This is a genomic window from Hymenobacter siberiensis, from assembly GCF_018967845.1.
Taxonomy (GTDB): domain Bacteria; phylum Bacteroidota; class Bacteroidia; order Cytophagales; family Hymenobacteraceae; genus Hymenobacter; species Hymenobacter siberiensis.
In genome coordinates this window covers 538,856-565,517 of sequence record NZ_JAHLZZ010000001.1, presented here as the reverse complement: position 1 = coordinate 565,517, position 26,662 = coordinate 538,856, and the positions used below count along the sequence as shown (strand labels likewise).

Annotated in this window: 24 protein-coding genes; 6 read left to right on the top strand and 18 right to left on the bottom strand. The window is 61.2% G+C overall.

Annotation, left to right across the window (positions count from 1 at the left end; translation table 11 throughout):
• Positions 1–49: 49 nt before the first annotated feature.
• Positions 50–748 carry a metallophosphoesterase family protein gene (locus tag KQ661_RS02420; protein ID WP_216679181.1) on the top strand — a complete coding sequence of 233 codons (699 nt, stop codon included), beginning with the start codon at positions 50–52 and terminating at the stop codon, positions 746–748.
• A gap of 42 nt (positions 749–790) precedes the next feature.
• On the opposite strand, the gene KQ661_RS02415 is transcribed toward KQ661_RS02420, so the two are convergent.
• Both KQ661_RS02415 and KQ661_RS02410 read right to left on the bottom strand, forming a co-directional pair.
• Positions 791–1,588, bottom strand: a complete 798-nt coding sequence (locus KQ661_RS02415; protein WP_216679180.1) for an anti-sigma factor family protein — start codon at positions 1,586–1,588, stop codon at positions 791–793.
• A 173-nt stretch (positions 1,589–1,761) separates the two neighbouring features.
• Complete coding sequence (locus tag KQ661_RS02410; RefSeq protein ID WP_216679179.1) at positions 1,762–2,283, bottom strand: RNA polymerase sigma factor; 522 nt, start codon at positions 2,281–2,283, stop codon at positions 1,762–1,764.
• Positions 2,284–2,727: 444 nt separating this feature from the next.
• Between KQ661_RS02410 and KQ661_RS02405 the strand changes: the two genes are divergently transcribed.
• The 3 genes from KQ661_RS02405 (at position 2,728) to KQ661_RS02395 (ending at position 7,276) form a co-directional block, all read left to right on the top strand.
• On the top strand, positions 2,728–4,020 hold the full coding sequence (locus tag KQ661_RS02405) for a serine hydroxymethyltransferase (protein WP_216679178.1): 1,293 nt from the start codon (positions 2,728–2,730) through the stop codon (positions 4,018–4,020).
• A 175-nt stretch (positions 4,021–4,195) separates the two neighbouring features.
• Positions 4,196–5,074, top strand: coding sequence for a twin-arginine translocase subunit TatC (gene tatC / locus KQ661_RS02400; RefSeq protein ID WP_317196060.1), 879 nt, complete (start codon positions 4,196–4,198; stop codon positions 5,072–5,074).
• Between the two features lie 261 nt (positions 5,075–5,335).
• A complete protein-coding gene (locus KQ661_RS02395) occupies positions 5,336–7,276 on the top strand; it encodes an ATP-binding protein (protein ID WP_216685560.1) in 1,941 nt (646 codons plus the stop codon).
• Positions 7,277–7,432: 156 nt separating this feature from the next.
• On the opposite strand, the gene KQ661_RS02390 is transcribed toward KQ661_RS02395, so the two are convergent.
• The gene (locus tag KQ661_RS02390) at positions 7,433–9,484 is read right to left on the bottom strand and encodes a M13 family metallopeptidase (RefSeq protein ID WP_216685559.1); all 2,052 of its coding nucleotides are present in this window, start codon (positions 9,482–9,484) and stop codon (positions 7,433–7,435) included.
• 742 nt (positions 9,485–10,226) lie between these two features.
• Positions 10,227–10,517, bottom strand: coding sequence for a hypothetical protein (locus KQ661_RS02385; RefSeq protein ID WP_216685558.1), 291 nt, complete (start codon positions 10,515–10,517; stop codon positions 10,227–10,229).
• 271 nt (positions 10,518–10,788) lie between these two features.
• Here KQ661_RS02385 and KQ661_RS02380 point away from each other — a divergent pair, with 271 nt between their 5' ends.
• Positions 10,789–11,217: a hypothetical protein gene (locus KQ661_RS02380; RefSeq protein ID WP_216685557.1), complete on the top strand. Its 429-nt coding sequence runs from the start codon at positions 10,789–10,791 to the stop codon at positions 11,215–11,217.
• 87 nt (positions 11,218–11,304) lie between these two features.
• On the opposite strand, the gene KQ661_RS02375 is transcribed toward KQ661_RS02380, so the two are convergent.
• From KQ661_RS02375 to KQ661_RS02310, 14 genes are all read right to left on the bottom strand, one after another.
• The gene (locus KQ661_RS02375) at positions 11,305–13,026 is read right to left on the bottom strand and encodes a M28 family metallopeptidase (protein ID WP_216679172.1); all 1,722 of its coding nucleotides are present in this window, start codon (positions 13,024–13,026) and stop codon (positions 11,305–11,307) included.
• Positions 13,027–13,066: 40 nt separating this feature from the next.
• Entirely contained in the window at positions 13,067–13,225 is a 159-nt protein-coding gene (locus KQ661_RS02370; RefSeq protein WP_216679171.1) for a hypothetical protein, read from the bottom strand.
• Positions 13,204–13,665, bottom strand: coding sequence for a TetR/AcrR family transcriptional regulator (locus tag KQ661_RS02365; RefSeq protein WP_216679170.1), 462 nt, complete (start codon positions 13,663–13,665; stop codon positions 13,204–13,206). Before KQ661_RS02365 ends, KQ661_RS02370 begins: the two co-directional genes overlap by 22 nt.
• 94 nt (positions 13,666–13,759) lie before the next feature.
• Positions 13,760–14,437: a carotenoid biosynthesis protein gene (locus KQ661_RS02360; protein ID WP_216679169.1), complete on the bottom strand. Its 678-nt coding sequence runs from the start codon at positions 14,435–14,437 to the stop codon at positions 13,760–13,762.
• 95 nt (positions 14,438–14,532) lie between these two features.
• Complete coding sequence (gene crtD, locus KQ661_RS02355) at positions 14,533–16,038, bottom strand: 1-hydroxycarotenoid 3,4-desaturase CrtD (RefSeq protein WP_317196059.1); 1,506 nt, start codon at positions 16,036–16,038, stop codon at positions 14,533–14,535.
• A gap of 119 nt (positions 16,039–16,157) precedes the next feature.
• On the bottom strand, positions 16,158–17,357 hold the full coding sequence (locus tag KQ661_RS02350; protein ID WP_216685555.1) for a class I SAM-dependent rRNA methyltransferase: 1,200 nt from the start codon (positions 17,355–17,357) through the stop codon (positions 16,158–16,160).
• A gap of 39 nt (positions 17,358–17,396) precedes the next feature.
• Complete coding sequence (locus tag KQ661_RS02345) at positions 17,397–17,837, bottom strand: SRPBCC family protein (RefSeq protein WP_216685554.1); 441 nt, start codon at positions 17,835–17,837, stop codon at positions 17,397–17,399.
• 40 nt (positions 17,838–17,877) lie between these two features.
• Positions 17,878–18,084, bottom strand: coding sequence for a TolB-like translocation protein (locus KQ661_RS02340; protein WP_216685553.1), 207 nt, complete (start codon positions 18,082–18,084; stop codon positions 17,878–17,880).
• Positions 18,059–18,769 (bottom strand): TolB family protein, encoded by a 711-nt coding sequence (locus KQ661_RS02335; RefSeq protein WP_216685552.1) that lies wholly within the window; start codon positions 18,767–18,769, stop codon positions 18,059–18,061. Before KQ661_RS02335 ends, KQ661_RS02340 begins: the two co-directional genes overlap by 26 nt.
• Positions 18,735–18,959, bottom strand: a complete 225-nt coding sequence (locus KQ661_RS02330; RefSeq protein WP_216685551.1) for a hypothetical protein — start codon at positions 18,957–18,959, stop codon at positions 18,735–18,737. Before KQ661_RS02330 ends, KQ661_RS02335 begins: the two co-directional genes overlap by 35 nt.
• Positions 18,960–19,158: 199 nt before the next feature.
• Complete coding sequence (locus tag KQ661_RS02325) at positions 19,159–22,137, bottom strand: DEAD/DEAH box helicase (RefSeq protein WP_216679163.1); 2,979 nt, start codon at positions 22,135–22,137, stop codon at positions 19,159–19,161.
• Between the two features lie 130 nt (positions 22,138–22,267).
• Entirely contained in the window at positions 22,268–23,500 is a 1,233-nt protein-coding gene (locus tag KQ661_RS02320; protein WP_216679162.1) for an ABC transporter permease, read from the bottom strand.
• Positions 23,501–23,669: 169 nt separating this feature from the next.
• The gene (locus KQ661_RS02315) at positions 23,670–24,479 is read right to left on the bottom strand and encodes a class I SAM-dependent methyltransferase (RefSeq protein ID WP_216679161.1); all 810 of its coding nucleotides are present in this window, start codon (positions 24,477–24,479) and stop codon (positions 23,670–23,672) included.
• A 101-nt stretch (positions 24,480–24,580) separates the two neighbouring features.
• A complete protein-coding gene (locus KQ661_RS02310; protein ID WP_226915690.1) occupies positions 24,581–24,979 on the bottom strand; it encodes a ribosome-binding factor A in 399 nt (132 codons plus the stop codon).
• A 211-nt stretch (positions 24,980–25,190) separates the two neighbouring features.
• Between KQ661_RS02310 and KQ661_RS02305 the strand changes: the two genes are divergently transcribed.
• A complete protein-coding gene (locus KQ661_RS02305; protein WP_216685550.1) occupies positions 25,191–26,600 on the top strand; it encodes a hypothetical protein in 1,410 nt (469 codons plus the stop codon).
• The last annotated feature ends 62 nt before the right edge of the window (positions 26,601–26,662 follow it).

The window sequence follows — 26,662 nt, the reverse complement described above, 5'->3', positions numbered from 1 at the left end:
AGCACGTCATGCGGTGTATGGCGTGCTTTTCTTGTTGTAATTGCCTGCCATGAGCCGCTACGCCACTACCGACCTGCACGGCTGCCTGCACACCTTCCGCCACTTGGTTGAAGTAGCGCTCAAGCTCAGCCGGAAAGATGAGCTTTACCTGCTGGGCGACTACGTGAACAAAGGCCCCGACAGCCGTGGCGTGCTCGACTACCTGATGTATCTGCAAGCGGCTGGCTACCAGGTGCACTGCCTGCGTGGCAACCACGACCAGGCCCTGCTCGACGCCGCCCGCCACCGTTGGCGCTGGGACTGGCTGGGACCGCGCGGCCGCTTGCCCACGCTGCGCAGCTTCGGCGTGTCGCGCCTCTCCGACATTCCCGCGCCCTACCTCGACTGGCTGGCCAGCTTGCCTTATGAGATTGAGCTGCCCGATTTCATGCTCGTGCACGCCGGCTACAATTTCGCCCTGCCCCCCGCCGAAATGCGTCAGGACTACACGACCATGATGAACACCAAGAGCTACGTGTACGACCCCGGGCGGCTGGGAGGCCGCCGCCTGCTGCACGGCCACGTACCCACGCCCACCGCCCAGGTGCGCGCCAAAGCCGCCACCCACCCCGGCGCGCTGGGCCTCGATACCGGCTGCGTGTACCGCCACAACCCCGAGCTGGCCCACCTTGCCGCCCTCAACCTCGATACCTGGAAGCTGACCCTGGTGCCTAACTGCGAGCCCGCCTACACCATCGGCAAGCGGTAGCGGCACCGTATCTTCATCATTCCGGGCAGGAGTTAAACTGCGCTACTGCCCGTCGAGCACGCCGGCCGCTACTACCCGCCGGGCCGAGGCGCGGTAGGGGCTGAGCGAGTCGGCGGCCACGGCGCACAGGGTAACGAAGGCGGGAGCCAGCTCCTGGGCCTGCCAGTAAGCCATGCCGAGGTGGTAGCGGGCACGGCGGGCCAGGGCACTGGAAGCGGCGCTGTCGTCGCTCACGCGGCGCAGGTAGAGCTGGGCGGCATTGCCCTGGCCCTGGCGCAGCAGCATCATGCCGCGCAGGTAGAGCAGGGTGTCGGCCCCCACGCTTGTGGCGCTCACGCGGCCCAGCGAGTGCAGGGCGGCCGGGTAGTGGCCCGACTGATATTGGTCGAGGGCTTCGGCCAGCAGGGGGCGGGTATGCAGCAGGCCGGTGGTCACGGCGGGGCCGGGGTCGGGCTGGTAGTAGGCTTCCCAGTTGCGGGCGGGCCGGGCCTGGGTGGGGCGGGCCAGGTACCAGGTGGCTACGCCGGCGGCCAGCAGCAGCACCGCGCCCAGGGTGCCCCACACGGCCCAACGTCGCTGGCGACGCTGGGTGAGGTGGTGGGCGCGGGCCAGGGCGGTGCCGCGCTCGTTCATGCGGTCGTCGAGGGCTTGCAGGCGCAGGCGCAGGGCGTCGTGCCCTGCCGCCCAGCGCAGGTCGGCGGTCAGCTGCTCGTAGGCGGCGTGGGCGTCGGCCAGGGCCTCGTCCTGCTCCAGCCGCAGCTCGAAGGCATCCTGCTCGGCCGGGCTCATCTGGCCATCGGCGAAGCGTTCGAGCTCATCGAAGTAAGGGCGGAGGTCCATGGGCACAGGGCGAAGGGTAGTTTGATAAAGGGCCGTCATGCTGAGCGCAGCAAAGCATCTTTACCGCAATAGTAATTCAATCAAAAGGATTAGTGGCGCGGTAGAGATGCTTCAACTGCGCTCAGCATGACGGCCTTTTCATCAACGTTCCGCTTATTAACGTTCAGCTACCCTTACGCCCCGCCGCTGTTCATCGGCTCATACCCGCCGCGCACCAAGTCGTAGAGCTTGCGCAGGCAGGTGCTTTTCTGGCGGCGGGCCACGGTGGCGTTGGGGAAGCCCATTTTGCCGCCCATCTTCTCGAAGTGGTAGCCCCGAAAATAAAAGTAGGTGAGCACCTGCTGGCAGTCGGTGCTGAGTTGGCTGAACTGGGCGAGCAGGCGCTGGCGGCGGCTGGCCTCGGCGGCGGGTAGGGGCTGGTGGGCGGGCACCTGGGCCGCAATGCGCTCCTGGGCCATGCCGTAGAGGTAGGCGCGCAAGTCCTCGGGCATGCGGGTGATGCGGCCGTCGGCTACGTGGTCGTAAAAATCGAGCAACGTGTCCTGCAGCAGGCCGTGGGCCTTGTCGGCGGGCAGCTGGTGCTTGCGCTGCGCCCAGCGGGCAAATAGGTGCCGGCTGCGCTGGTAAAAGTCAACCAGAGATTTCTGATTGCCGATGCGCAGCTGGGTAATGGTTTCGGCAAGGGGCGTGGACATAGCAGAAAGTAAAGGCTCTAGCAAGTAACGACGGAAATAGGGAATAGGGGGATAAGGGATAGGGAAAAAGGGATAGTGAAGAAGGGATAGGGAAAAAGGGATAGGGAATACAAAGGGAAAAGGTCGTCATGCCGAGTGCAGTCGCGGCATCTCGCGTGCAGCAGTAATCAATACGATTGCAACGATGCGAGCGAGATGCCGCGGCTGCGCTCGGCCTGCCGGCCCTTCTATTTCCTTGCAGGTTGAACGCATATAAATTTTGAGGACTGAATCCAGCCTACCAGGGTACTTTTTTGTTTTGGACCTGACGCTTTTTTAAAACCTAAAATGCCCTGTGAGACAATGGAGGCCCATGACTCCATTTATATGCGTTCAACCTGATTTCCTTGCCACCCATTCGTATCCCTTATTCCCTATCCCTTATCCCCTATTACCTTTACGCCCATGCAAACAGCCGCCCCCGCCCGCCTCCTCGATACCGCCGTTTTCGACCTCATTGCGCAGGAGAAAACCCGCCAAACCCACGGTCTGGAACTCATTGCCTCCGAAAACTATGCTTCGGAACAGGTGATGGCCGCCCAGGGCTCCGTGCTCACCAATAAGTACGCCGAAGGCCTGCCTGGCAAGCGCTACTACGGCGGCTGCGAAATAGTAGACCAGGTGGAGCAATTAGCCATTGACCGCGTGAAGGAGCTGTTTGGTGTGCAGTGGGCCAACGTGCAGCCCCACTCCGGGGCCCAGGCCAACGCCGCCGTGTTTCTGGCCTGCCTCAAGCCCGGCGACAAAATCCTGGGGTTTGACCTAAGCCACGGCGGCCACCTCACCCATGGCTCACCGGTCAATTTTTCGGGTAAATATTTCGTGCCCAGCTTTTATGGCGTGGAGCGCGAAACCGGCCTCATCGACTGGAGTAAAATCAAGGATATTGCCCGCCGCGAGCGCCCCAAGATGATTATCTGCGGGGCCTCGGCCTACTCCCGCGACTGGAACTACGCCGCCCTGCGCGAAGCCGCCGACGAAGTGGGCGCCCTGCTGCTGGCCGACATCTCGCATCCTTCGGGCCTCATTGCTACGGGCTTGCTGAACTCGCCGTTCGACCACTGCCACATCGTGACTACCACGACCCACAAAACCCTGCGCGGCCCCCGCGGCGGCCTCATCATGCTGGGCAAAGATTTCGATAATCCCTTCGGCCTGAAAACCCCAAAGGGCGAAATCCGCCCCATGTCGGCGCTGCTCGACTCCGGCGTATTCCCCGGCACCCAGGGCGGGCCGCTGGAGCACGTCATCGCGGCCAAGGCCGTGGCCTTCGGCGAGGCGCTCACCGACGACTTCAAAACCTACACCCAGCAAGTGGCGCGCAATGCCCAGGCACTGGCAGCCAGCTTCGTTGGCCTGGGCTACGATATCATCTCGGGCGGCACCGACAACCACCTCATGCTGATTGACCTGCGCTCGAAGGGCCTCAGCGGCAAGCTGGCCGAAAACACGCTGGTGCGGGCCGATATCACCATCAATAAAAACATGGTGCCTTTCGACGACAAGTCGCCTTTCGTGACCAGCGGCATCCGCATTGGCTCGGCCGCCGTAACTACCCGTGGCTTGGGCGAGTCCGACATGGTCCGCATCGTGGAGCTGATTGACGAAACGCTGATGAACCACGACAACGACACCCGCATCGGGCAGGTGCGCCAGCAGGTGAATGCCTGGTTGCAGGACTACCCGCTGTTTGCGTAATTTTTTACGTATGTAGGGCTGAATAGTCAGAACGTCATGTCGAGCGCAGCCGAGACATCTCGCGTGCAGCAGTAATCCAAAGCTGTTGCAACGAAGCGAGCGAGATGTCTCGGCTGCGCTCGACATGACGTTTTAGTTTCCGCTCTCTCCAAAATTTAATCCCCTATTCCCCTCCGTGCAACCTCAACCGCAACAACCAAAACCGCTGGGCGAACAGCACGAAATGTCCTTCATCGACCACCTGGAGGCGCTGCGCTGGCACATCATCCGGGCAGCTATTTCGGTGGTGGTGTTCGCCACTGGGGCGTTTTTCGCCAAAGACTTCCTGTTTCACGACCTGATTCTGGGCCCCTCGCGGCCCGATTTCTGGACGTACCGCATGTTCTGCAAGTTCGGCGAGTGGGTGCACGCGCCGGATTTGTGCATCGATAAAATCGGCTTCGTCATTCAGAACCGTGAGATGAGCGGGCAGCTCACCATGCACATCAGCACGTCGTTTATCGTGGGTATCCTGCTGGCGTTTCCGTATTTGTTCTGGGAAATCTGGCGCTTTGTGAAGCCCGGCCTCTACCCGCACGAGCGGCAGAACTCGCAGGGAGCCGTGTTTTTCGTGTCCATCCTCTTTATTATGGGTCTGATGTTCGGCTACTACATTGCCGCGCCGCTCAGCATCAACTTCCTGGCCGGCTACGTGGTCGATGCCAGCATCGAAAACCAGATTGATATGCAGAGCTACCTGAGCACGCTCACCACCATGAGCGTGTCGTGCGCCTTCGTGTTTGAGCTGCCCATGATTGTGTTCTTCCTGGCCAAGGCGGGGCTGGTGTCGGCCGAAATCATGCAGGTCTACCGCAAGCATGCTATTGTGGTCATTCTCATCATCGCGGCCGTCATTACCCCGCCCGACATCTCGGCCCAGATTATCGTTACCATCCCCATCATGCTGCTCTACGAGCTCAGCATTCACATTGCCCGCGTGGTGCGGCGCGGCGACGCCGCCCGCCTCAATACCAAGCTGGCCCGGCAGGCCGAGCGCAACGCCGCTCAGCAATAAATACCCCTGAACTAGGCTGGCGGGCCAGTCCGGCCAGTTTGGCTCAGGGCAATTAGGTGCCGTATAGAAATTGTATCGCCATAACCTGAATCTGATTTTGGTAATGGGCAGCATCTGCCTTAATCGGGTAAAATCAGGAGTTATTCTGCATTTATACTATTTTTTGACGGGTTTCAGTTCCAGAATGAGAATTTGCGACGTTTTAAAAATAGCATTAAAGCGTGAAGGTTAACCGGGTGTTGCTTATCTTTGGCTAGCACTATGCAGCCATTTATGACGCGGCCCGGTTTTTTGCTGAGATGGCTGATAGCCTTGGGGTTGCTGGTGCCGCAGGTGCCCGCCGGGGCATCCGTGCCGGTCAATCCCGAGGTGCTCCGCCAGCGGCTGGCCACCCGCCTGCCCGATACCACTCGGCTGCGCCTGCTCACGGCCCTGTGCTACCGGCTGCACGACGAGCAGCCCGCCCGCGCCCTGCCCTACGGCGAGGCCGCCGTGGCGCTGGCCCGCACCCTGCCCGCCGATGAGCAAGCCCCCGGCCTGCTGCGCAGCCTGCTGAGCCTGGCCAGCTGCTACGCCAATCTCTCCAACGGCCCGGAAGCCCTGAACCTGCTGAGCGAAGCGCAGGAGCTGGCCCGCGCCCAACACGATACCGACGCGCTGGTGCGCACCTACACGGCGCAGGGCAGCATCTACCACGAGCGCGGCGACTCTACTACGGCCTGGCGCCAGTACCAGCGGGCGCTGCAGCTGCATACGCGGCCGGGCGTCACGGCGCATTCCCGCATGGAGTTGCTGGGCAACGTGGGCAGCCTGTTCTTCTACCGGCGGCAGGTGTCGCAGGCCCTGCACTACGATTCGCTGGCCCTGGCCCTGGCACGCCGCCAAAGCGACTCCACCGCCGAGTCGACCTACCTCTCCAGCCTGGCTACCTACCAGATGCAGCTGGGCCGCCTGCCCCGGGTGAAACGGCTGCTCACGCAGGCGCTGGCCATCAGCCGCCGCCAGCACGCGATGCGCAACCAGGCCGAGCAGCTGATTTTGTTTGCGATGTACTACATCCAGACCGACCAGCCTGACCGCGTCGACGCCGCCGTGCGCGAAGCCCTGAGCATCGCGCGCCAAAGCGGCTACCTGGAGCGGGTGCTTGATGCCTACAGTATTCTGGCGGCCGAAGCGGCAGAGTACGACCACTACCGCGAAGCCTATGAGTGGAACAAGCGCTACGTGGACCTGAACGATACCCTGAACAACCGCCAGACCATGCAAACCCTGGCGGCCGCTCAGGTCAGCTACGAAACCCAGGAGCGGGCCCGGCGGCTGCGCCAGCTCACGGCCGAGCAGGCCGAGCAGGGCTGGCACAACCGCCTGCTGGGCGCGGCCGTGGCTGTTCTGGCTTTGGGCTTGCTGGTGGCCGTGTACCTGCACCGCAACCTGCGCCGCAGCCGCACCGCCCTGGCCGCCAACAACCGCGCCCTGGAAAAGGCCTCGGAGGAGCTGCGCACCGTGGCCGTGTTCAAAGACAAGCTCTACGCCATTGTGGCCCACGACCTGCGTGGCCCGGTCACGGCCTTTGCCGGCGTCACCAGCCTCATTGATTCCTACATTGCCCAGAATGACCAGGCCGGCCTGGCCCGCCTGCCCGCCCTGGTGCGCCAGGCCTCCGAAAGCCTCAACCACCTGCTCGACAACGTGTTGAACTGGGCCGTGAGCCAGACCGGCGAGCTGGAGTGCCGCCCCACGCCCCTGCTGGTAACGGACCTGTTTGCCGAGTGCCAGGCCCTGTACCAGACCACGGCGGCCGCCAGCTGGCAGCATATCACCATGGCTGCTTCCCCCAGCCTGCGCCTGCTGGCCGACCGCAACATGACCCGCACCATTCTGCGTAATCTGGTGGGCAACGCCCTGAAATTCATGCCCGCCGGCGGCCACGTCTACCTCGAAGCCGCCCCCGACCCCGACGACCCCCGCATGGTCCTGCTCAGCTGCACCGACACCGGGCCGGGCATGAGCGCCGCCACCGTTTCATCGCTCATGAGCGGCTCGGCGCTGCCCGAGCCGTCCCTCATGCCCCAATCCACCGGCCTGGGTTTGGGCCTGGCACTGTGCCGTGCCTTCGTGCACCGGCACGGCGGCACACTGGTGATTCAGAGCCGCCCCGGCGCGGGTACCAACGTGACGGTGAGCCTGCCGGCGGCGAAGTAGGCGCGATACCGAAAGGGCTAAAAAAAACGTTATGCTGAGCGTAGCCGAAGCATCTCGCGTGTGGTAGTAACTCAATCGAATGGGTTTACTATTGCACGCGAGATGCTTCGACCGCGCTCAGCATGACGTTCTTTTTACCGACCTATTCTACCCAGCTTACCAAATTATCACGCGCGTCGAATCGGGCCGGTAGAGTTTCTGGCCGGGCTTAATGCCGAACGCTTCGTAGAAGGCCGGCACGTCGGCCATCGGGCCGTTCACGCGGTATTGGGCGGGCGAGTGCACGTCGGTGAGCAGCTGCGACGCCAGGCTCTCGTCGCGCACATGCATCTGCCAGCCCAGGGCGTAGCCCAGGAAGTAGCGCTGCGTAGGCGTGAGGCCGTTGATTTTTTTGCCCTCTTTGTACTGTTTGGTCTTTTTGAAGGCATCGAGGCCAATGACGATTCCACCGAGGTCGGCGATGTTTTCGCCGGCCGTGGCCTTGCCGTTGATGTGCAGCGAATCGAGCAGCGTATAGTCGTTGAATTGCTTCACGATGCCATTCACACGCTCGTTGAAGCGCTTGCGGTCTTCTTTGCTCCACCACTCGTGTAGGTTGCCGTGGGCGTCGTACTGGCTGCCCTCATCGTCGAAACCATGGGTAAGCTCGTGGCCGATGGTGCTGGCGCCAGCGTAGCCGTACACCAGCGCGTCGTCGGCATCGGCATCGAGCAGGCCGGGGATGGCGAAGGCGGCGGCCGGCAACACAATCTCGTTGTTAGAGCCGTTGTAGTAGGCGTTGTAGGTCTGCGGCGTCATGCCCCATTCGGTGCGGTCCACGGGTTTGCCCAGCTTGTTCAGCTCGTAGTTGTGCTGCCACAGGTTGGCGTGCATTACATTGGCGGCCAATGAGCTGCGGTCAATGGTCAGGGCCGAGTAGTCTTTCCACTTATCGGGGTAGCCCACTTTGGGGGTGATTTTGTGGAGCTTATCCAGGGCCACTACTTTGGTGGGCGCGCTCATCCAGTCCACTTTCTGGATGTGGTCGGCGAAGGCGGATACCACGTTTTTCACCAGGGTGTCGTAGCGGGCTTTGGCTTCGGGCTTGAAGTATTCTTTCACGAAAAGCTGGCCCAGCGCATCGCCCAGGGCATTCTCCTGCATATCCAGCACCCGCTTCCAGCGCGGGCGGATGGCCGTGGCCCCGCGCAGCACCGTGCCGTAGAAATGGAAGTTCTCATCCACAAACGGGCCGCTGAGCGTGGGCGCATACTCGTGGGCTACGTGCCAGGCGAGGTAGGCTTTCCAGTCGTCGAGCGGCTTGGTTTTCAGCAACTGCCCTACCGTTTGGTAAAATTCGGGCTGGCCCACGATGACGGTGTCCACGCTGGTTCCGCCCATCTGGCCGAGCCAGGTTTTCCAGTCGATGCCGGGCGTGAGCTTGTCGAGCTGCGCGATGCTCATTTTGTGGTAGTTGGCATACGGGTCGCGCAGGGCTTCGAGCTTGCGCGAGGACTTGGCCAGCGTGGTTTCCAGGGCCATTACCCGGGCAGCGTTGGCCTGGGCCGTGGCGTCATCCTGGCCCAGCAGCCGGAAGGTGTTGGCAACGTGCTTCACGTACTCGGCGCGGATGTTTTTGGTGCGCGAGTCGGTGTTGAAGTAGTAGTCGCGGTTGGGCAGGCCCAGGCCCGCCTGACGCAGGTAGAGGGCCATTTTGTCGCTGTTCTTATCGTCCTGGCCCACGCGCGGGCCAATGAGCGCATTCACGCCCAGCGGTATTTCGTGGCCGATAACGCCCGGTACTTCGGCTACCGTTTTCATGGCCGCGATACGGTCCAGCTCCGGTTCCAGGGGCGTGGCCCCGAGTTTATCGGCCTTTACCGAATCCATGCCCACGGCCCAGAAATCGCCAATTTTCTGCGCGTTGCTGCCGGGCGTGGCATTTTGGGCCCCGGCCGCCTCAATGCTAGTCTGGCGCAGGCGGGCATATACCTCGTCCTGCACTTTTTTGCCGATGCCCATATTGCTCTCCGACGCCGGGATGGGGTTGTTCTTAATCCAGGTGCCGTTGGCGTAGGAGAAAAAGTCGTCGCCGGGAGCCACGGTCGTGTCCAGAGCCGCGTGTAGGATGTCGGGTTTATCGGCAGTGCTGGCCGTTTTCAGGGAGTTGGAGGGGCAGCCGGTGACGGCCGCAGCCAGCAGGGGCAGGAGAAGCAGAGATTTTTTCATGCAGGGAAACGGCAGGGCTTGATGATAATACGAATAGGAGAATTTGGCAAAGATGTAGGCAACGACAATTGTCAATCTATAAAAGATGCTTGCGCGGGTAGATTCTGCAGGGTAATAATCCCAAATATTTTTGATTTAAAACAATTCTAATATTGAATATTGATAAAATAATATTTCATATTTGATTTATGAAATATTATGCCCTATTCGCCTGCCTGCTGGTCGCGCTGAGCGCGCCTAGTTGCCAAACGTCTGGTTTGTTAGTGAGAAGGCTCGCGTCTACGGAGTATAGGTTTGCCAATGACGGTATTACTAGGGATAGCGCCCAGAAATACGCGGATGCCCATTCGGTAAAATTGCCCCCCACAAGTGTCTCCAACGGTGACCAGGTTGAACGCATATAAATGGAGTCATGGGCCTCCATTGTCTCACAGGGCATTTTAGGTTTTAAAAAAGCGTCAGGTCCAAAATAAAAAAGCACCCTGGTAGGCTGGATTCAGTCCTCAAAATTTGAAGCTGTTTAGAAAGTCCCCGAACGGTCATGCAGAGCGCAGCGCAGCATGACCGTTTGAGTGCCTTTTGTGACTTTCTGAACAACTCCTACAACAATACCGCGCCTCCGAGCTTCAGCGTGCCAAATGACATTACGTTGACCCGGCAGTAGCACGCAGTGAGTTCAGTAAAAAAAACGCCGGCCCGTGATTACGGGCCGGCGTTTTTTTTATTAGCGGCGTGGCCAGATTTACAGAATAAACCGTGTGCTCAGAAAGCTGCTTTCCTGGCCGTCTACAAGCCCATTGAGCAGGTGCTTGTTCGCCTCCGTCTGCTTGGTGGCCACCACCGTGCGGATGCTGAAAGAGCGCAGGGCGTCGTTCACCGAGAGGGTGCCTTCGGTCGAGTCTTTGCGGCCGGTGAAGAGGAAGGTGTCGGGGCCGCGCTGGTACTGGGCGTTGATGTTCACGCGGCTGACCTGGTTCACGAGCTGGTCGATGAGGTCGGCCACTTCCTGCGATTCTGGGCCGAAGATGCTCACCTACTGGCCGTGGTCGGAATTGATGAGGTACTGAATGGCCTCCTGGGTGTGGGCGAAGCGGGCCACCGGCACCACCGGGCCGAACGGCTCCTCACGCTACACCTTCATGCCGGCCTGCACCGGGGTAAGCAGGGCCGGAAATACCAGCGGACCATTGGGCACGAAAACCACGCACCGTTCGCGGTGTTTACCGCGTTATTTACGGGAGCGTCTGCGCAGCACGCAAGCCCTCGAAAACTGCCATATCCCGACCAAAAATAAATTTTAATTTATGACGCTTCACCTGCTGCTGTTGCTCAATTTTGCCGTCGCGGCCTGCCTCACCGGCCTCATCTGGACGGTGCAGGTGGTGCACTACCCCAGCTTCGGGCTGGTGCCCAAGGCGGCGTGGCCGGCCTTCCACGCGGCCCACACCCGCCGCATGAGCTACGTGGTGCTGGCCCCCATGGTGCTGGAACTGGGCCTGGCCGGCTGGCTGGCCTGGGCCGGCCGCACCGCCCTGCCCGGCGGGGCCGGCTGGTGGAATCTGGGGCTGGTAGTGCTGATTTGGTCGGCCACGTTCTTTATCTCAGTGCCCTTCCACAATCGCCTCGAACAGGGATTCGACTACGTAGCCATCGACGGCCTCACCCGCACCAACTGGCTGCGCACGCTGGCCTGGACGGTGCGGGCCGGCCTGCTGGGCTGGCTGCTGGTGTAATAAACGGATTAAACAAAAGCCCCGGCGGGGTGACACTTGGCTGACGAGTGTCGCCCCGCCGGGGCTAAGGAAGGTACAGAAAGTGTCCTATTTTCCCGGCCCACTCTTCTCCCGCGTGGCCTTGAATTCCGAGCCGTCCTTCCACTTCGGAAACGTCGTTTCGCCGGCCAGTTTCTGGCCCACGCGGAACATCAGGCGGGCATCCTCGGCCGCGCCGCGCAGGTCCCAGGTGGGGTCGTACTGGTCGGCGGGCTGGTGGTAGGCTTTCTCCTCGAAGTCCTTGCGCTGCTTTTCGGCGAAGGCTTTGCCGTGCAGGCGGCTCTCAAACTGCCCGCTGGCATAGAGGGCCGGAATGCCCACTTTGGCAAAGCTGAAATGGTCGGAGCGGTAGAAGCTGCCGGTTTCGGGGTGCTGAAAGGGGATGACGTAACGGTTCTGCTCCTTGGCGGCGGCGCGGGCGTAGTCGTCCAGCTCCGACTGCCCGTAGCCTACCACGGTCACATCGCGCATCGGCCCGAAGGCCAGCAGCTCGTCCATGTTGATGTCGGCCACCGTGTTTTTTACCGGAAATAGCGGGTGCTGGGCGTAGTAGTCAGAACCCAGCAGGCCCTGCTCCTCGCCGGTTACGGCCAGGAATACGATGCTGCGCTGCGGCTTTTCCTGCGCCTGCTTAAAGGCTGTGGCAATGGCCAGCAGGCCGGCGCAGCCGCTGGCGTTGTCGAGCGCGCCGTTGTAAATTGAGTCGCCGGCAATGGCTTTGCCCATGCCCAGGTGGTCCCAGTGCGCCGAGTAAATGATGTATTCTTGCGGGCGGGTGGTGCCAGGCAGCACCGCTACCACGTTTTTCGAAGTTTTGCGGGTGACTTTGTTGCGGATGGTCGTGCTGAGGTTCAGCCCCAGGGCCTTGCCTTTAAAGCCGCGCTTATTGGCGGCGGCGTAAGCTTCGTCGTAGCTCTGGCCGGCGGCCGTGAAGAGGCGCTTGGCCGCGTCCAGCGTCATCCAGCCTTCCAGGGCCACTTTGCTGGCCCCGTGGTCGGGCGTCTGGGGGTGCAGCTTGGCACCGCCGTTGCTGCTTTGCACCACCGTCCAGGGGTAGGAGGCCGGCTTGGTGTCGTGAATGATGAGCAGGCCGGTAGCGCCGTGGCGGGCGGCCTCTTCGTACTTGTAGCCCCAGCGGCCGTAGTACGTCATGGCCTTGCCCTTGAACATCGTGGAGTCGTCGCCCGCATTGCCGGGGTCGTTGATGAGCACCACCACCGTCTTGCCCTTCACATCGAGGCCGGCGTAGTCGTCCCACTGGTATTCGGGGGCCGTCACGCCGTAGCCGGCAAACACCAGCGGCGAATTCTTAATGGTGACAACCGGCTTTTCCTGCTCGGTGAGGAACATAAAGTCGTCGCGGTATTTCAGGCTCAGGGTTTTGCCGTTTCCCGTCACCGTGGCAATCGAGTCGGGCTTGCCCGCGATTTCCACCAGCGGCACCGCCTGGAAATACGAGCCATTGGTCCCCGGCTGCAAGCCCAGCTTCTTGAATTCCGAAGCCAGATAAGCCGTGGCTTTCTCCTCGCCCGCCGTGAACGGCCGCCGGCCCTGGTACTCATCCGAAGCCAGCACCTTGATGTGCTGCGCGATGAGCGCCGGCGTGATGCCGTCGTTCGGGGCCGCCACGCTGGCCGTGTCGGTGGGGGCAGCTTCGGTCTCGGCCGTGGTCGTGGCCGTTTCCGAAGTTGAGGTTTTGCCCTGGCAGCCCGCCAACAGCAGGCCCGCAGCGGCCGGCACCAGCCAGCCGCTTAGTATTGATAAACGCATCGGTACAGAGAGTTAACCCTGGTCGCGACGCCAGGGCTGCCTACAGCCGAGCAAAATGCTCGGCCGCAATCCGCGCGCCGTCATCGGTGCAGATGCCCCGAATGTAATACAGGAAGATGCTGCGAAAAACCTCGCGCATGTTGTAGCGGTCGGGCGGGAACACCTGGGGGTTCAGCATCACGTTGAGCTGCTCAAGCAATATCTGGGTAAACAGTTGAATATTAATGTATTAACGAAACAGATGGCTACCAATTTCGTCGTTGAGCAGCTGTTAAAGCTGGGGGGCGAGTAGGAATTCAGTTGCTCCATCACGGCATCCCAGGTGAGGGGAAAGCCGGTTTGCAGGTCGCCGTAGTACTGGCCCGGAACGGCTGCCAAGTCGCGCAGTCCCAACTGCAACAAACCATAAAGGCGCTCCACGGCCGACGAGTACTGTACATACAGGGCAACGTGCTCGCGCTTCTGGCACTCCATATCGGCCAGCATGACTTGGTGTACCAGTAGCTCGCGGCTGGGGAACTGGGCCGCCAGGTCGGGCTCGGTGGTGTTCAGGGCCTTGGCCAGGGCCGCGTCGGACGCATCGCGCAGGCCGTAGCGGTAGAAAACCGAAATGGCGGCTTCCAATGAAGGTGTGGACAAGGTAAAATCACGCATCTGCAAAAAGAGACAGGTCTGTTCTCAAAAAGAAGAATGAGGGGCCGAGCTGGCTCCGCGCCGGGCATTGCCACGCTGCCTAGAGAGCTCCGAGCAGGAAGAAAAATAGCAGCTGCGTAATGTAGACCAGCGGCACCAGCGGGTTGCGTTTGGGGAATGTGGTGCGGTTAAACAGCATCTGCAAGATACAGGCAAAGATGAACCAGTCGCGGAAATTCTGAAACGGAATGACGTTGGCCGACCAATGCCAGAAATCGAAACGCCCGGCCACCGGCTCCATGCAGGCATCAAGGCCCACCATGAGGGCCGCCGCCAGCAGAATGCGCGGCAGCTCGCCCAGCGGCAGGTAGCGCACCAGCATACCGCACAAGTACGTGGTCACCACCCAGTTGAGGGCAATCATCGGCGGCACGCCTTTAAAGGGTTGGGAATCAAAGAGCTTGAAGCCCAGGGTGTCGCCATACGTGTAGTGCCCAAAAAACCGGCCCGTGTTCACGCCCACAAACTCGGCCCCAAAGCCCAGCAGCGCCACCGTGAGGCAAAAGCCCCAGAAGCTGGCGTTGCGTCCCGGCTGAAACCAGAGCAGCAGCAGCGCCGTGAGCCCGAGCGTGAGCGGCGTAAAGCGCAGGTAGAAATCGGGGTTGTTGGAAAAAGCCAGTCCTACGAAACCAGTGAAATGAAACAGCAACACCAGGCCCTGGGCCACACGCAGCCGGCGGTTAGTCGCGGCCGGGAGCGGCTCGGTGTAATCAACCATGGAAGAAAAACGGAATAGGGAACAGGGGATAGGTCGGCAATGGAAAGCAGGACGGCGAGCAGCGGCGGTAGCATTCGGTCGCCGTTCCTTGTTCCCTATCCCTCATTAATTAACGACGAAACGATTTTGGCCGACAGCAGGCACAGCGGAATGCCGCCGCCCGGATGCACCGAACCACCACAAAAGTACAGCCCGTCGAGCCGCCCCGAAAAATTCGGGTGCCGCAAAAACGCCGCCAGCGGATTATTGCTGGAGCTGCCGTAGAGCGCACCGCCAAACGACGAGGTATCGGCCGCGATGCCGGGCGGCGTCCAGGTTTTTTCGGCCGCAATTAGCGGCTCGATATCCGTGCCAAGGGCCTGGCTCAGCTTGCGGAGCACGGTGGCGCGGGTTTTTTGGGTGAGGGCGTCCCAGTCTTGGCCCTGGTCGTGGGGCACGTTCACCATCACAAACCAGTTTTCGTGGCTGGGTGGGGCATCAGCGGGCGTTTTTTTGGAGGTGATGTTGACGTACACCGTCACGTCGTCGGCCACGGTTTTCTCCTCGAAAATGGCCTTGAACTCGGCCTGGTAATCGGCCGAGAAGAAGATGTTGTGCACATCCAGCTCCGGAAACGCGCGGGCAATGCCCCAGTAAAAAATCAGGGCCGAGGAGGAGCGGGGCTGCGCCAGCGTGCGCTCCGGCGCGGGCTGGTGCGGCAGCAGGCGGCGGTAGGTGGGCACCACGTCCATGTTGCTCACCACCCGGCCGAAGTCGTACACGTCCAGCGCCGTGCGCAGGCCCGTCACCTGCTTGTCGGCGATGATGATTTCCTCCACGGCTTCGTTGTAGCGGAATTTTACGCCGAACTCCGTGGCCAGTCGTTGCAGGCTTTCGGCAATGGCGTAGATGCCGCCCTCGGGATAAAAAGCGCCGATTCCGTGCTCCAGGTGCGGAATCATGCTCAGCGTGGCGGGCGCCTGGTAGGGGTCGGAGCCGTTGTAGGTGGCGTAGCGGTCGAAAAGCTGCACCAGCCGTGCATCTTGGCCAAAGGCCGTTTCGTGGCGCTGGTGCATGGTGCCCAGCAGGCCGAGCTGCGGCAGGGCGGCCACGGCTTTCAGGGTTTCGGGGCTGAAATAGGTGCCGGCCTTGTGCAGCGACTTGTGCAGAAACGTGCCCGCCGTGGCGTCATACGCCTTCCCAGCGCGGCTCAGAAACTGCGTGACCTCGGCTGCCGGTGTGCCAAGCTTGGCCTCCACTTCGGTCGCAAACTCCCCGGCATCGGCCCAGGCGGTGAGGCGGGTGCCATCGGCAAAAAAGTACTGGGTGATGGGGTCGAGGCGCTCGTAGCGGAAGTAGTCTTCGGGCCGGCGACCAGCCAGCCGGAAAATGTCATCCACCAGCTGCGGCAAGGTGAAGAGCGACGGCCCGGCATCGAACCGGTACCCGCCGGGCAGCGCAAACTGCTGCATCTTACCCCCGAATGTGGGCCCGGCCTCAAACACCGTGACCGGGTGGCCGGCCGCCGCCAGCCGCGCCGCCGTGGCAATGCCGGCAATGCCCGCGCCGATGATGGCCACGGACTGCTGTGAAGGCGTTATTTTGGTTGTCTTTTTAAACACTGAACTGCTAACCGCCGTAGCGGGGGGAGAAGTTTTGTCGAAGCTGCCAAAAATAAAGTGGCGCTCCGGCCCGGACGTTCTCTGTCCGGGCCGAAACGCCATTTTATTTTTCAGACAGGCTATTCTACCGCCAGCACCAGCCCCTTCAAATAAGCCCCCTCGGGGTGAAACAAGCTCACCGGATGGTCGGCCGGTTGGGTGAGGCGGTGCAGAATACGCGCCGGCCGCCCGGCCTCAATTGCCGCCGCCAGCACCGCGCCCTCAAACAGTTCGGGGCTCACCACTTGTGAGCAACTGAACGTGAACAGCAGCCCGCCCGGCGCGAGGTGCGCAATGCCAGCCGCGTTCAGGCGCTTATAGCCCATGAGGGCGGCGTGGCGCGCGCCCATATGTTTGGCGTAGGCGGGTGGGTCGAGCACCAGCAGGTCGTACTCGGCCGAGTGGTTTTTGAGGAAGCCCAGCACGTCATCGGCATAGGCGGCGTGGCGGTCGGCGTGGTTCGAAAGCTCCGCGTTGCGCTCGGTGAGGGCAATGGCTTTTTTGCTCGAATCGACGGAGTGCACCAGCTCGGCCCCGGCTTCCAGCGCATAAACAGAGAAGCCGCCGGTGTAGCAGAACGTGTTGAGCACCTTGCGACCGGGCGAGTAGCGGGCCAGTAGGGCGCGGTTGTCGCGCTGGTCGATGAAGAAGCCGGTTTTCTGGCCCGTTTCCCAATCCACGGCAAACTGGTGGCCGTTTTCCATCACCAAATGCTCGGTGCCGGTGCTCTCACCAAAGAGGTAGCCGTTTTGGGCATCGGGCACGGCGTTGCCGGGCACGGTTTCGGCGCTCTTGTCGTAAATGGCGCGCAGCTTGTGGCCGAATACCACTTGCAGGGCCGCCGCAATTTCGGGGCGGGCACGATACATGCCCACGCTGTGGGCCTGCACCACGGCCACGTCGCCATACACATCAATGATGAGGCCCGGCAGGCCGTCGCCCTCGGCGTGGATGAGGCGAAATACGTTGGTATCGGCCGTGCCCGTCAGGGCCAGGCGCTGGCGCAGGGCGTAGGCATTGCCTAGCTTGGCCTCCCAGAATGCGGGCGTGGGCAATTGGGCGTTCTGGCCAAAGTCCAGCATGCGCACGGCAATGGAGCCGCCGCCCGAGAAATGGCCCACCCCCAGCAGCTCGCCATCAATGGCTTCCACGCGCACGGGGTCGCCCTCCAGGGTTTCGCCCTGCTCGCGGGCAATGGCCCCCGAGAACACCCAGGGGTGACGGCGGCGTAGGCTGTGGTCTTTTCCGTTTTTGAGGACGATGGTGGCGGGATTTAGCATAGGTCCGCAAAGGTACGGCCCCGCGCCGGGCCGCCCCACCTACCGGAACCAGCGCCGGTAAATAGGCCGCCGCCAGGCAAACTGCGCCCACATGGCCGGATAAATCAGCGCATCGAGCAGGCGCGAGGCCGTGCGGTACTCCAGTGCATCCACAATCACGCTGCCGCCCTTGGAACCAGGCTGAATAAGATGCCGGTGCCGCCAGAATCGCAGCGGTGGCGGTAGTATCTGGCCCTCATCTACAAAAAAATGGGTGCCGTCGGGCTGCACACCATCGTCCACAATCAGCGAGGTCCAGGATAGTCGCTTCACTAGCGTATCAAGCTCGATTTCAACCCGGTCGCCGGTGTGGCAGCCATCGAAGCGGAGCAGCCGCAGCCGGGGAAAGGGCGGGGCCAGGGCCACAAATAATTCGCGGGTGAAACCGGCCATCACCACGGCCGGGGACTGCGAAACGGCGGTGCGGAGCGTAACGTGCATGGTTTGCTAACTTCGGCCGGCGGTAATTGTTGGCCCGACGCTATTTGTAATCGGGCAAAAAGGCGTTGGTGAACAGGCGGGTGCGGTTCCTGCCGTCGAGGTCAGCTGTCCATACTTCGGGCGGTGCAACTTCGTCGGTAGTCCGATTCACGAAAATCAAGTGAAATCCATCGGGAGCGAAGCGCGGGGTCAGGTCATTGGTGCCCAAGGTTTTGCCGCTGTTATTGGTGCCCGATGATAGGTCCACAGGCGTTCCGGTTCCATCGGTGCGGCGGCTGAAAATGCGCGCGTCCTGCTGCCGGCCAGCGGCAGAGTTGAAGCCTGCTACGTCCCGCGTGTACACAATCGTCAGTCCGTCGATGCTGAAGCTGGGCGAATCGACCCGGCCCGGCAGGTTGCCCACCAGCAGCCGGGGGGGTGGTGCCATCGGTATTGTAGATGTAGAGCTCGGAGTCGAAGATATCCGCGCCCACGGTTTGCACCACCAGGTGGCCGCCATCCTCGGCTGTCCAGTCGCACTCACGGAAGTTGCGGCTGGCGGGCGCGGTAGCCAGTTCTACCCGCCCGGTGCCGTCGCGGTTGATGCGGTAGAGCTTGTCGTTGTGCGCGTAGATGAAATATGCGCCATCCGGCGACCAGCGGTAGCCCACGCCCCGATTGTTGTATACATCCACATCCAGCGTGGTAATCTGGCGTGGGTTCGAGCCGTCGCGATTCATCGTGTACAGCTGGTATAGGCCCGTAGCATTGGACGTGTACGCAATCAGGTCGCGGGTGGGGCTGAGCTGCGGGGCCGTTTCCACGGTGCTCCCAAAGGTGAGCTGCACCGGCATAGCAGTACCATCTGCCGAGTAAATGTCGGTGTTGCCCACTACGGTTCGGGCAAACAGGTAGCGGTTAGTAGGAAAGGCAACGGTCTGAAAACTCCACACCGGACCCCAGGTGCGCCCGCTGGCGCTGCGAAGCCACTGAGTCGGCTCGGAGCAGGAGGCGCAGTGCCTCCTCCATTTTCTGGGGCGACAGCTGGTTTGGGGCCGAAGCTGGTGCTACGGGCTTGGTTTGGGGCTCCGGCTGGGTGGTTTGGGCATGGCCCGCCGTGGTAGCCAGCAGCAGGCAAACCAAGCCGCACCATTTCCGCCTAGTGGTTTTCCAACGCGGATGCAGTGCAGAAACAGGAGCCATATATTCAGCGCTGGCCTAAGAGAAGAAACCCTGAGAGAAGAAAATGGAAAAGCGAATGGCTTTTTTTACGGAAAAAGCCGGGCAAAAATATGCTTAAAAGTAAATTGAAAACGGGAATGATTAAATAAAATCTGCTCACTTACCCCAGCAGTTCCTCAATATCCTCCCGCGTGAGGTGCTTAATCACGGTCTCGTCGGTAGCGATGAGCTCGCTCACCAGGGCCAGCTTGCGGCGTTGCAGGGCCAGGATTTTTTCCTCAACCGTGCCCTGCGTGATGAACTTGTAGGTGAACACCGGGCGCTGCTGGCCAATGCGGTGGGCGCGGTCCACGGCTTGGGCTTCCACGGCCGGGTTCCACCACGGGTCTAGAATGAAGACGTAGTCGGCGGCGGTAAGGTTGAGACCCACGCCGCCGGCTTTTAGGCTGATGAGGAAGATTTTCAACTCTTCCGTTTCCTGAAAACGGGCTACTTCGGCGGGCCGGTCGCGGGTCGCGCCGTCGAGGTAAGCGTAGGGCATCTGCCGTTCATCGAGCGCGGCACGTACTAGGGATAAATGCTGTACGAATTGGCTGAATACCAATACCTTGTGCCCTTCGGCCACTACGTTGCGAAGCATGCGCAGCACTTCGCGCAGCTTGCCCGACTCGTGGACGTAGTTTTCGTCGGCCAAGCGCGGGTGATTGGCAATTTGCCGCAGCCGGGTTAAGCCCTGCAATAGCAGAAACTGGGTGCTGGCCGGACCGTGCTCATCGAGGTTGCGCAGGATTTTGTTGCGGTAGAAGCTCTTGGTTTCCTCGTAGGCGTGGGCCTGCTCTTCCGTCATCTGACAGTAGCTGAGCTGCTCCGTTTTGGCAGGCAATTCTTTAGCCACCTGGGCTTTGTGCCGCCGTAGGATAAACGGCTTAATGAGCGCGTGCAGGCGGCGCGTGCGGCCTTCGTCCTGGTCTTTCTCGATGGGCTTGAGGAATTCCTTGCGGAAAAATGCCTGCGTGCCCAGCAAGCCCGGGTTGATGAAGGACATCTGCGACCACAAATCCATCGTGCTGTTTTCCACGGGCGTACCCGTGAGAATGAGCCGGTGCTTGGAGTGCAACTGCCGCACGGCCTGCGAGGTGGTACTCGACGGGTTTTTGATGGCCTGCGACTCGTCCAGAATTACGTAGTCGAACTTGTAGCCGGCCAGCAGCTCCGTATCCAGTCGCACGATGCCGTAGCTGGTCAGCACCACATCATAATCGGCGAAGCGGTCAGGGTTTTTGTCGCGGTAGGTGCCGGTGTAGGCCAGCACGCGTAGCTCGGGGGTGAACTTCTGGGCTTCGTTCAGCCAGTTGAAAACCAGGGAGGTAGGTAGTACCAGTAGCGACGCAGCTCCTTGAGCCTCGCCACTTTCGCGGCGGTGCTGGAGCATGGCCAGCGTTTGGATGGTTTTGCCAAGCCCCATATCGTCGGCCAGGCAGCCGCCGAAATGGTAGTCCTGCACGAAGCGCAGCCAGTTGTAGCCGGCTTTCTGGTAGGGGCGCAGCTCGCCGAGGAAGCCTACAGGCAGCGGGTGGTCCTCCACTTCGGCAAAGTCGCGGAGCTTTTCCAGCTTGCGGCCCATGCGCACGGTGGCCAGTTCATTGCTTTGCAGGTCGGCCACCAGGGCTAGGTGGTGGCGGCGCAGATTAAGGCCGTCCTCGGTTTCTTCGCCGAAGGCAAACAGCTCCAGGTAGTCCGTAAACCACTCGTCGGGGATGATGGCAATCTGGCCATTGGGCAGCTTGAACTCGCGCCGGCGTTGCAGAATGTGCCCCCGCAGCCGGATAAACGGCACTTCGATGTCACCAAAGCGCACCGTGCCGCGCACGTCAAACCAGTCGCCGGCTTCCTGAATGCCCACCTGCACGCTGGTCGGGCCGATGAAGTAATTCTTGGTGGCCGTAGCGGCGGCTTCCACCGTGTAGCCCAGCTCGGCAAGGGCGGGGGAGTTGTCGTGCAGCCATTTAAAGGCCTCGGCCTTGGGCAGTGAGCCGTGGCCATTGGCCACGGTGAGCCGGCGCGTCTGCAGCTCATCTACGGTGGCCTGTTCTTGCTCGGGGCTGCGCAGCAGGCGGTGGAACACGTAGCTGTCGGCCGTCTTTTCGAGGTGCACGCTCACGGGCTTGCTGGCACCCAGCGGCATGAGGTGTGGGCCGTAGCGGAAGCTCAGCTCGAAATGAATCTGTTCGGTTTCGGCTCCGGTGAGCAGGGGCGCAACGGGTTTGGGCAGCGGGATGCGGCCCCGGCGCGGCGGGCCAGGTGGGCGCACTGGTGCTTCGGGCGCGGGCAAAGCCGGCTGCGCATCGCTGAACGTGAGCCGGGGCCGCGCTACGTAGCGCTCCGACCGAATGTCGAAGCCCCGGGCGTGCACCTCAAACGACTCCATGAGCGGGGCCACGAATTTCTGGAAATAGCTTTCCTCCACCTGCCGGGGCACCACGATGAATTTTTTCTTCAAAAACGGCAGGAGCTTGCGGCCGTCCACCTCGGTGCGGAAGGAGTAGAGCAGGTCGTTGAGCAGCAGCCAGGCCGGCTGCAGGCAGACTAGTACCGCGTCTTTGTGCTGAAAATCAAGCTTCTGGCCCTGGTACTGGATGGTGGGGAAGTAGTGGGTGCCTTCCTCGTTGCGGCGAAAGTGAAACAGGATGGATGCCTTGGCCGGGGCGAGGGCAATTTCCTTCCACGTTGGCTCGCCATCGCGGCCCATAATGAAGACCTGCTTGCCCGCCAGGCGCGCCAGAATACCGGCCATGCGCGTTTGCACGTGCTTGGAAATGAGCTCCTGAAGTGGTTTGTCGCCCTTTTCGGCGTTGTAAGTCTTGAGGAAAAACTCGGCCGTGGCAATTTTGCGGGGCCAGAATTCCTTCACCACGGCTTCCTGCTGAATGTGGTCGCAGAGTTCGACCAGCTCAAAGTCAGTGGCATCGAGACCGGCGGCAAACTCGTGGGCATTTTTCCCCGAAACGGTTTGGTGCTGAAGGGTTAGCTGGCCGCGGGGGCCTAGCTGGACCACGTAGGCCGCAAACAGGTGGCCCAGGAACTCATGTTCGAAGAGCGAGTAGACGATTTGAAACGGTTCTGCGGTAGATACTTTCATAGCTGGGCACGCGGAAGGCGCAAGGTAGGGCAGAAAGCGTAAAATTGGTATAGTAGCGCTTTTCTGCCAGGAGCGAATGCCATGTTCTTACGCCAGAAAATCACCGGAGATGACCAAAAGTCGATAAACGCTATAAATTATCTCGCAAGTCCAACTTGCTTGCATTCAGGGCCGGGCGTATGCTCACGGCCAAGGTGATGACGATAATGGACACGCACGTAAAAATCAGGTCCGAGGCCTGCATTTTTACCGGGTAAGCGTCTACCACGCTCGTGGCCATGCCCATGCTCACGAAGCCAAACTGCTGTTGCAGCCAGCACAGCGTGACGCCCAGAATGAGCCCGGTGGCCGCGCCCACCAGCGCCACAATGGCCCCCACGTACAGGAAGGTGCGCCGAACCGTTTTCTGGCTCGCACCCATGGCCAGCAGCACCGAGATATCCTTTTTCTTGTCGATTACCAGCATCGAGAGCGAGAAAAAGATATTGAGCGAGGCGATGAGCAGGATGAGCGTGAAGGTGATGAACACAAACAGCTTCTCCACTTTAATGGCCTTGAACAGGCTGACGTGCTGCTCGTCGGAATCCTGCACTTTGAAATCGGGCCCCAGCAGCTTGCGCACCTGCTTTTTCACCTTTTCGATTTCGAAGCTCTGGCCCACCTTCACGTAGAGGGCCGTGCGGCGGGTGCCGTAGCCCAGCAGGCGCTGGGCAAAAGTGAGGGGCACAAAAATGTAGCTGTCGTCGATGTGCTGCTCGATGAGGAAAACGCCACCGGCCGTCAGGTTTTGCTCGTTGAAGGCGTTTTCGGGGTTGAAGTCGAGGGTTTTTTTGCCGGGCGTGTTGCGCGGGTACAGCAGGCGCATGGGCGCCAGGCGGTTATTCAGGGTAATGCTGAGCTCGTGCTGCACGCCGGCCCCCACCAGGGCCAGCTCCAGGCTGTCGCGGCGCAGGCGGTGGTCGCCCTCGCGGATGTTGGCATCAATCTGGCTCTGACCGAAGTAGTTATCACTCAGGCCGCGCATTTTCACCACCATCTGGCGGTCGTGGTATTGCAGCAGGGCATTGTCTTCGATTACCTCCGTGAGCAGGGCCACGCCGGGGGTGTTTTCCAGCTTCATCAGGAAGGTGCGGTCCACGTCGAAGGCTTTGCCCTTGGTGGCGGAGATGACGAGGTTGGGGTCGGACTTGCCGTAGAGCGTGCGCACCAAATCCTCCAGCCCATTGAACACCGAGAGCACGATAATCAGCGCCATGGTGCCCACCGCCACCCCAATCATCGAAATGTTGGAGATGATGGTGATGATGTTGCGCTTATTCTTGGACCGAAAGTAGCGCCGGGCAATGAGGATGGGGACGTTCATAAATCACGGACTCGTCGGGTAGGTCACGGATTATCCGGATGGGGCAGACGGCTCCTGCGTGGGTTTTATCGGGGCGCTTTACGGGGTTAGCGTTCGGAAAGCTAAGGCAAAATGCGGGTTAAACGGTAACGAGCACAAATTCAGGTGGTTTGCCCGCTTGTGTTACGGCTTACTTCCAGGCTTTCACGATGAGGCCGGTGCCGGAGTCGTGCACCGTGCGGGCATCGAGCCAGTTCAGCAGCAGGCAGAACGGGAACGTGATGAGGTAGTAGAACGGCAGCACGATGAAAAACAGGCGCGACTTGCCCAGCATCAGAATGGGGTATTTCATGCTGAGGCGCCACGAAATCTGGCCCGGCTCACCGTAAGCATAGCGGGCCTCGATGCGCTCGAAACCGGCGGTGCGCAGCTTCTGCTGAATCTCGCGAATGTTGTAGCCGTCGCGCACGTGCTCTTCGATGAAGCTGGTTTCGCCGTCGTCGTGCACGTCGGAGCCGCCCTGGTCGCTGGGGGTCGAAATCAGTAGCATGCCGCCGTCCTTCAGCGAAGCGTGAATATTGCGGAACACCTCCACATCTTCCAGAATATGCTCCATCACATCGACGGACAGGGCCAGGTCAAAAGAGTTGGGCTCCTGATAGAGCACCAAATCCTGCACGGCAAACTGCACGTTCTTGCGGCCAATCTGCTGGAAAAAACGGTTAGAATCGGCTACCTGGTCGTCCTTCACGTCCACGGCCAGGATGTTCCATTTCGCGCTCAGCCCGCTCAGCCAGTACGTGTACTGCCCGTAACCGGAGCCGGCATCGAGGATGTTCAGCGGCTCCTGGGTGCGGCCCTTGGCCCAGCGGCGCAGCTCGCGGTGCACGTGCCAGGTACGCAGCAGCAGTAAATCGAGCAGGTGGTAGAACAGCCGGCGCAGCCACGGCGTGCGGTTGAATACCTGGCCGAGCGTCTTCTTAATCGGGTCGTAGTACAAAGTGGTGAACTAGTGAAATAGTGAAATAGTGAGTAGTGAGTTGGCGAGGTTGATGTGCTGACCGAGTGCAGGCACTTCAACCTCACCAACTCACCATTTCACTACTCGCCTTTGAATAAACGCGGGCGGGTGGGCTTTTCCTCATCGTTCGTAGCGTCGTCCTTCGGCGCGGCTGGAATGTCGAGCGTGCCCAGTACCTCGTCCATGTGGGCGGCGTAGGCGGCGCTATCGTCGTGGAAAAAGATGAGCTCGGGCACCACGCGAGCCGTTTTGCGAATGCGCTTGGCCAGGGCATGGCGGATTTCCTTGGCGTTGTCACGCACTATTTCGATGCGCTCGTTGGCATCGTTGCCCAGCAGCAGGCTCAGGTACACGCGGGCCTGGCCCAGGTCGGGCGTCACCTTCACCATGCTGATGCTGGGGGCCATTCCGCCCCCGAACAGGTGCGGCAGGTCGCGCTGCAATACGGCTGCCAGCTCCTGCTGGAGTAGGCTGGCCATTTTTTGTTGTCTTTTGCTATCCATAATGACTGGCAAAGGTACGAGGTGTTTTTAGGGTGTGAGGGTGTGAGGGTAGGAGGGTAGGGGGGATGGGGGCCGGAAGGCATAAAAAGAATAGCTGTCAGCGTTGGGGTCGCACAATACCTTTGCGCCACCCTCGCATCCTTATACCCTCCTACCCCCACACCTTCTTACCCTCATACCCTAACGAGTGCTTCGCTTTTTCAAAAGCTCGTTGCCTACGCAGCTGCTGGCCTTGGTGCTGCTGGTGCTGGCCCTGCGCCTGCCGCTGCTCTGGGCCGGCCTGCCCCTGACGGCGGCCGAGCTCCGGGCCCTGCTGGTGGGCGAGCGGCTGCACGGCGGCGCCATGCCCTACCGCGACCTCTACGACGGCACCGCGCCGCTGGCCGCCGCCACGTTTGCCGCCCTCGATGCCGTGCTGGCGCGGCCCGTGTGGCTCTACCGCATGATGGCCTTGGGGCTGCTGTTCATGCAGGGCCTGCGCCTGAACCTGGTGTTCAACCGCTACGATGTGCACCCCGAGCGCGGCTACGTGGCCGCCCTCACCTACCTGCTGGTGGGCAGCGTGAGCACTGATTTGGACGCCCTCTCGCCACTGCTGCTGGGCAATACCTTCATTGTATTTGCGCTGAGCGCGCTGCTGCCTACCTCCCGTGAAGGCTACGACAACCGCCGCCTCTTTCGGGCCGGCTTCCTGATTGGGCTGGGGGCGCTGTGCTACCTGCCCTTGAGCCTGTTTGTGATAGTGGGATTGTTTGCGGTAGTGATTTTCGCGGCCAATTCTTTTCGGAGCTCGCTGCTGCTGCTGTGCGGGTTTTTCTTTCCGTATGCATTGGTAGCCACGTTCTTCTTCTATACCGGGGCGCTGCCGGGGTTTGCGCAGTTCCACCTGCAGCCGGGCCTCACCGACCTCATTGCCAGTGGCCTGCCCGCCGGCCTGCAATTGCGCCTGCTCATCGTGCCCATGCTGGTGCTGGGACTGGCGCTGCTGCGGTCGCTGGGCACGTCGCTGGGGCTGGTATTCCAGATAAAATTCCGCCAGATGATGTTGGTCTGGCTGGTGGTGGCCGGGGTGGCTGCCGCCGTAGAGCGCGGCGCGGCCCCCGGTGCGCTGGTGCTGCTGCTGCCGCCGCTGGCCTATTTCAGCCTGTTTCTGTGGCAGCGCTACCGCCAGAGCTGGCTGCTGGAGTTGCTGCTGCTGCTGCTCATCAACTCCGTGTTGGTGCTGCGCTACCGCGCCCAGGTACCGCCCCTCGAAAGCCTGCTGCACATGCCTGCCGAAAGCCGCTTCGGTCTCGAGCCCGACCCGCGCTACGCCGCCCTGCGCGGCCAAACCCTGCTCATTCTCGGCCCCGACGACCGGGCCTATTTCAATAACCACCCCGCCACGCCCTACCTCGACTGGGCACTGTCGCAGGTCGATTTCGGCCACCTCAATGAGTATGCCGCCGTGGTGCGCGTAGCTCAGAAAATGGCCCCCAATCCCCCCACCTACCTGCTCGACCAGAGCCGCATAGTGCCCCGCCTGAAACAGCTGCTCCCCGGCATCTTCAGCGCCTACGAGCCCACGGAAACGCCCGGCCTGTACCGCAGGAAGTAGGGCCTGAAAGCCCATCATGCTGAGCGGAGCCGAAGCATGATGGGCTCATATAGCCAGCTCCG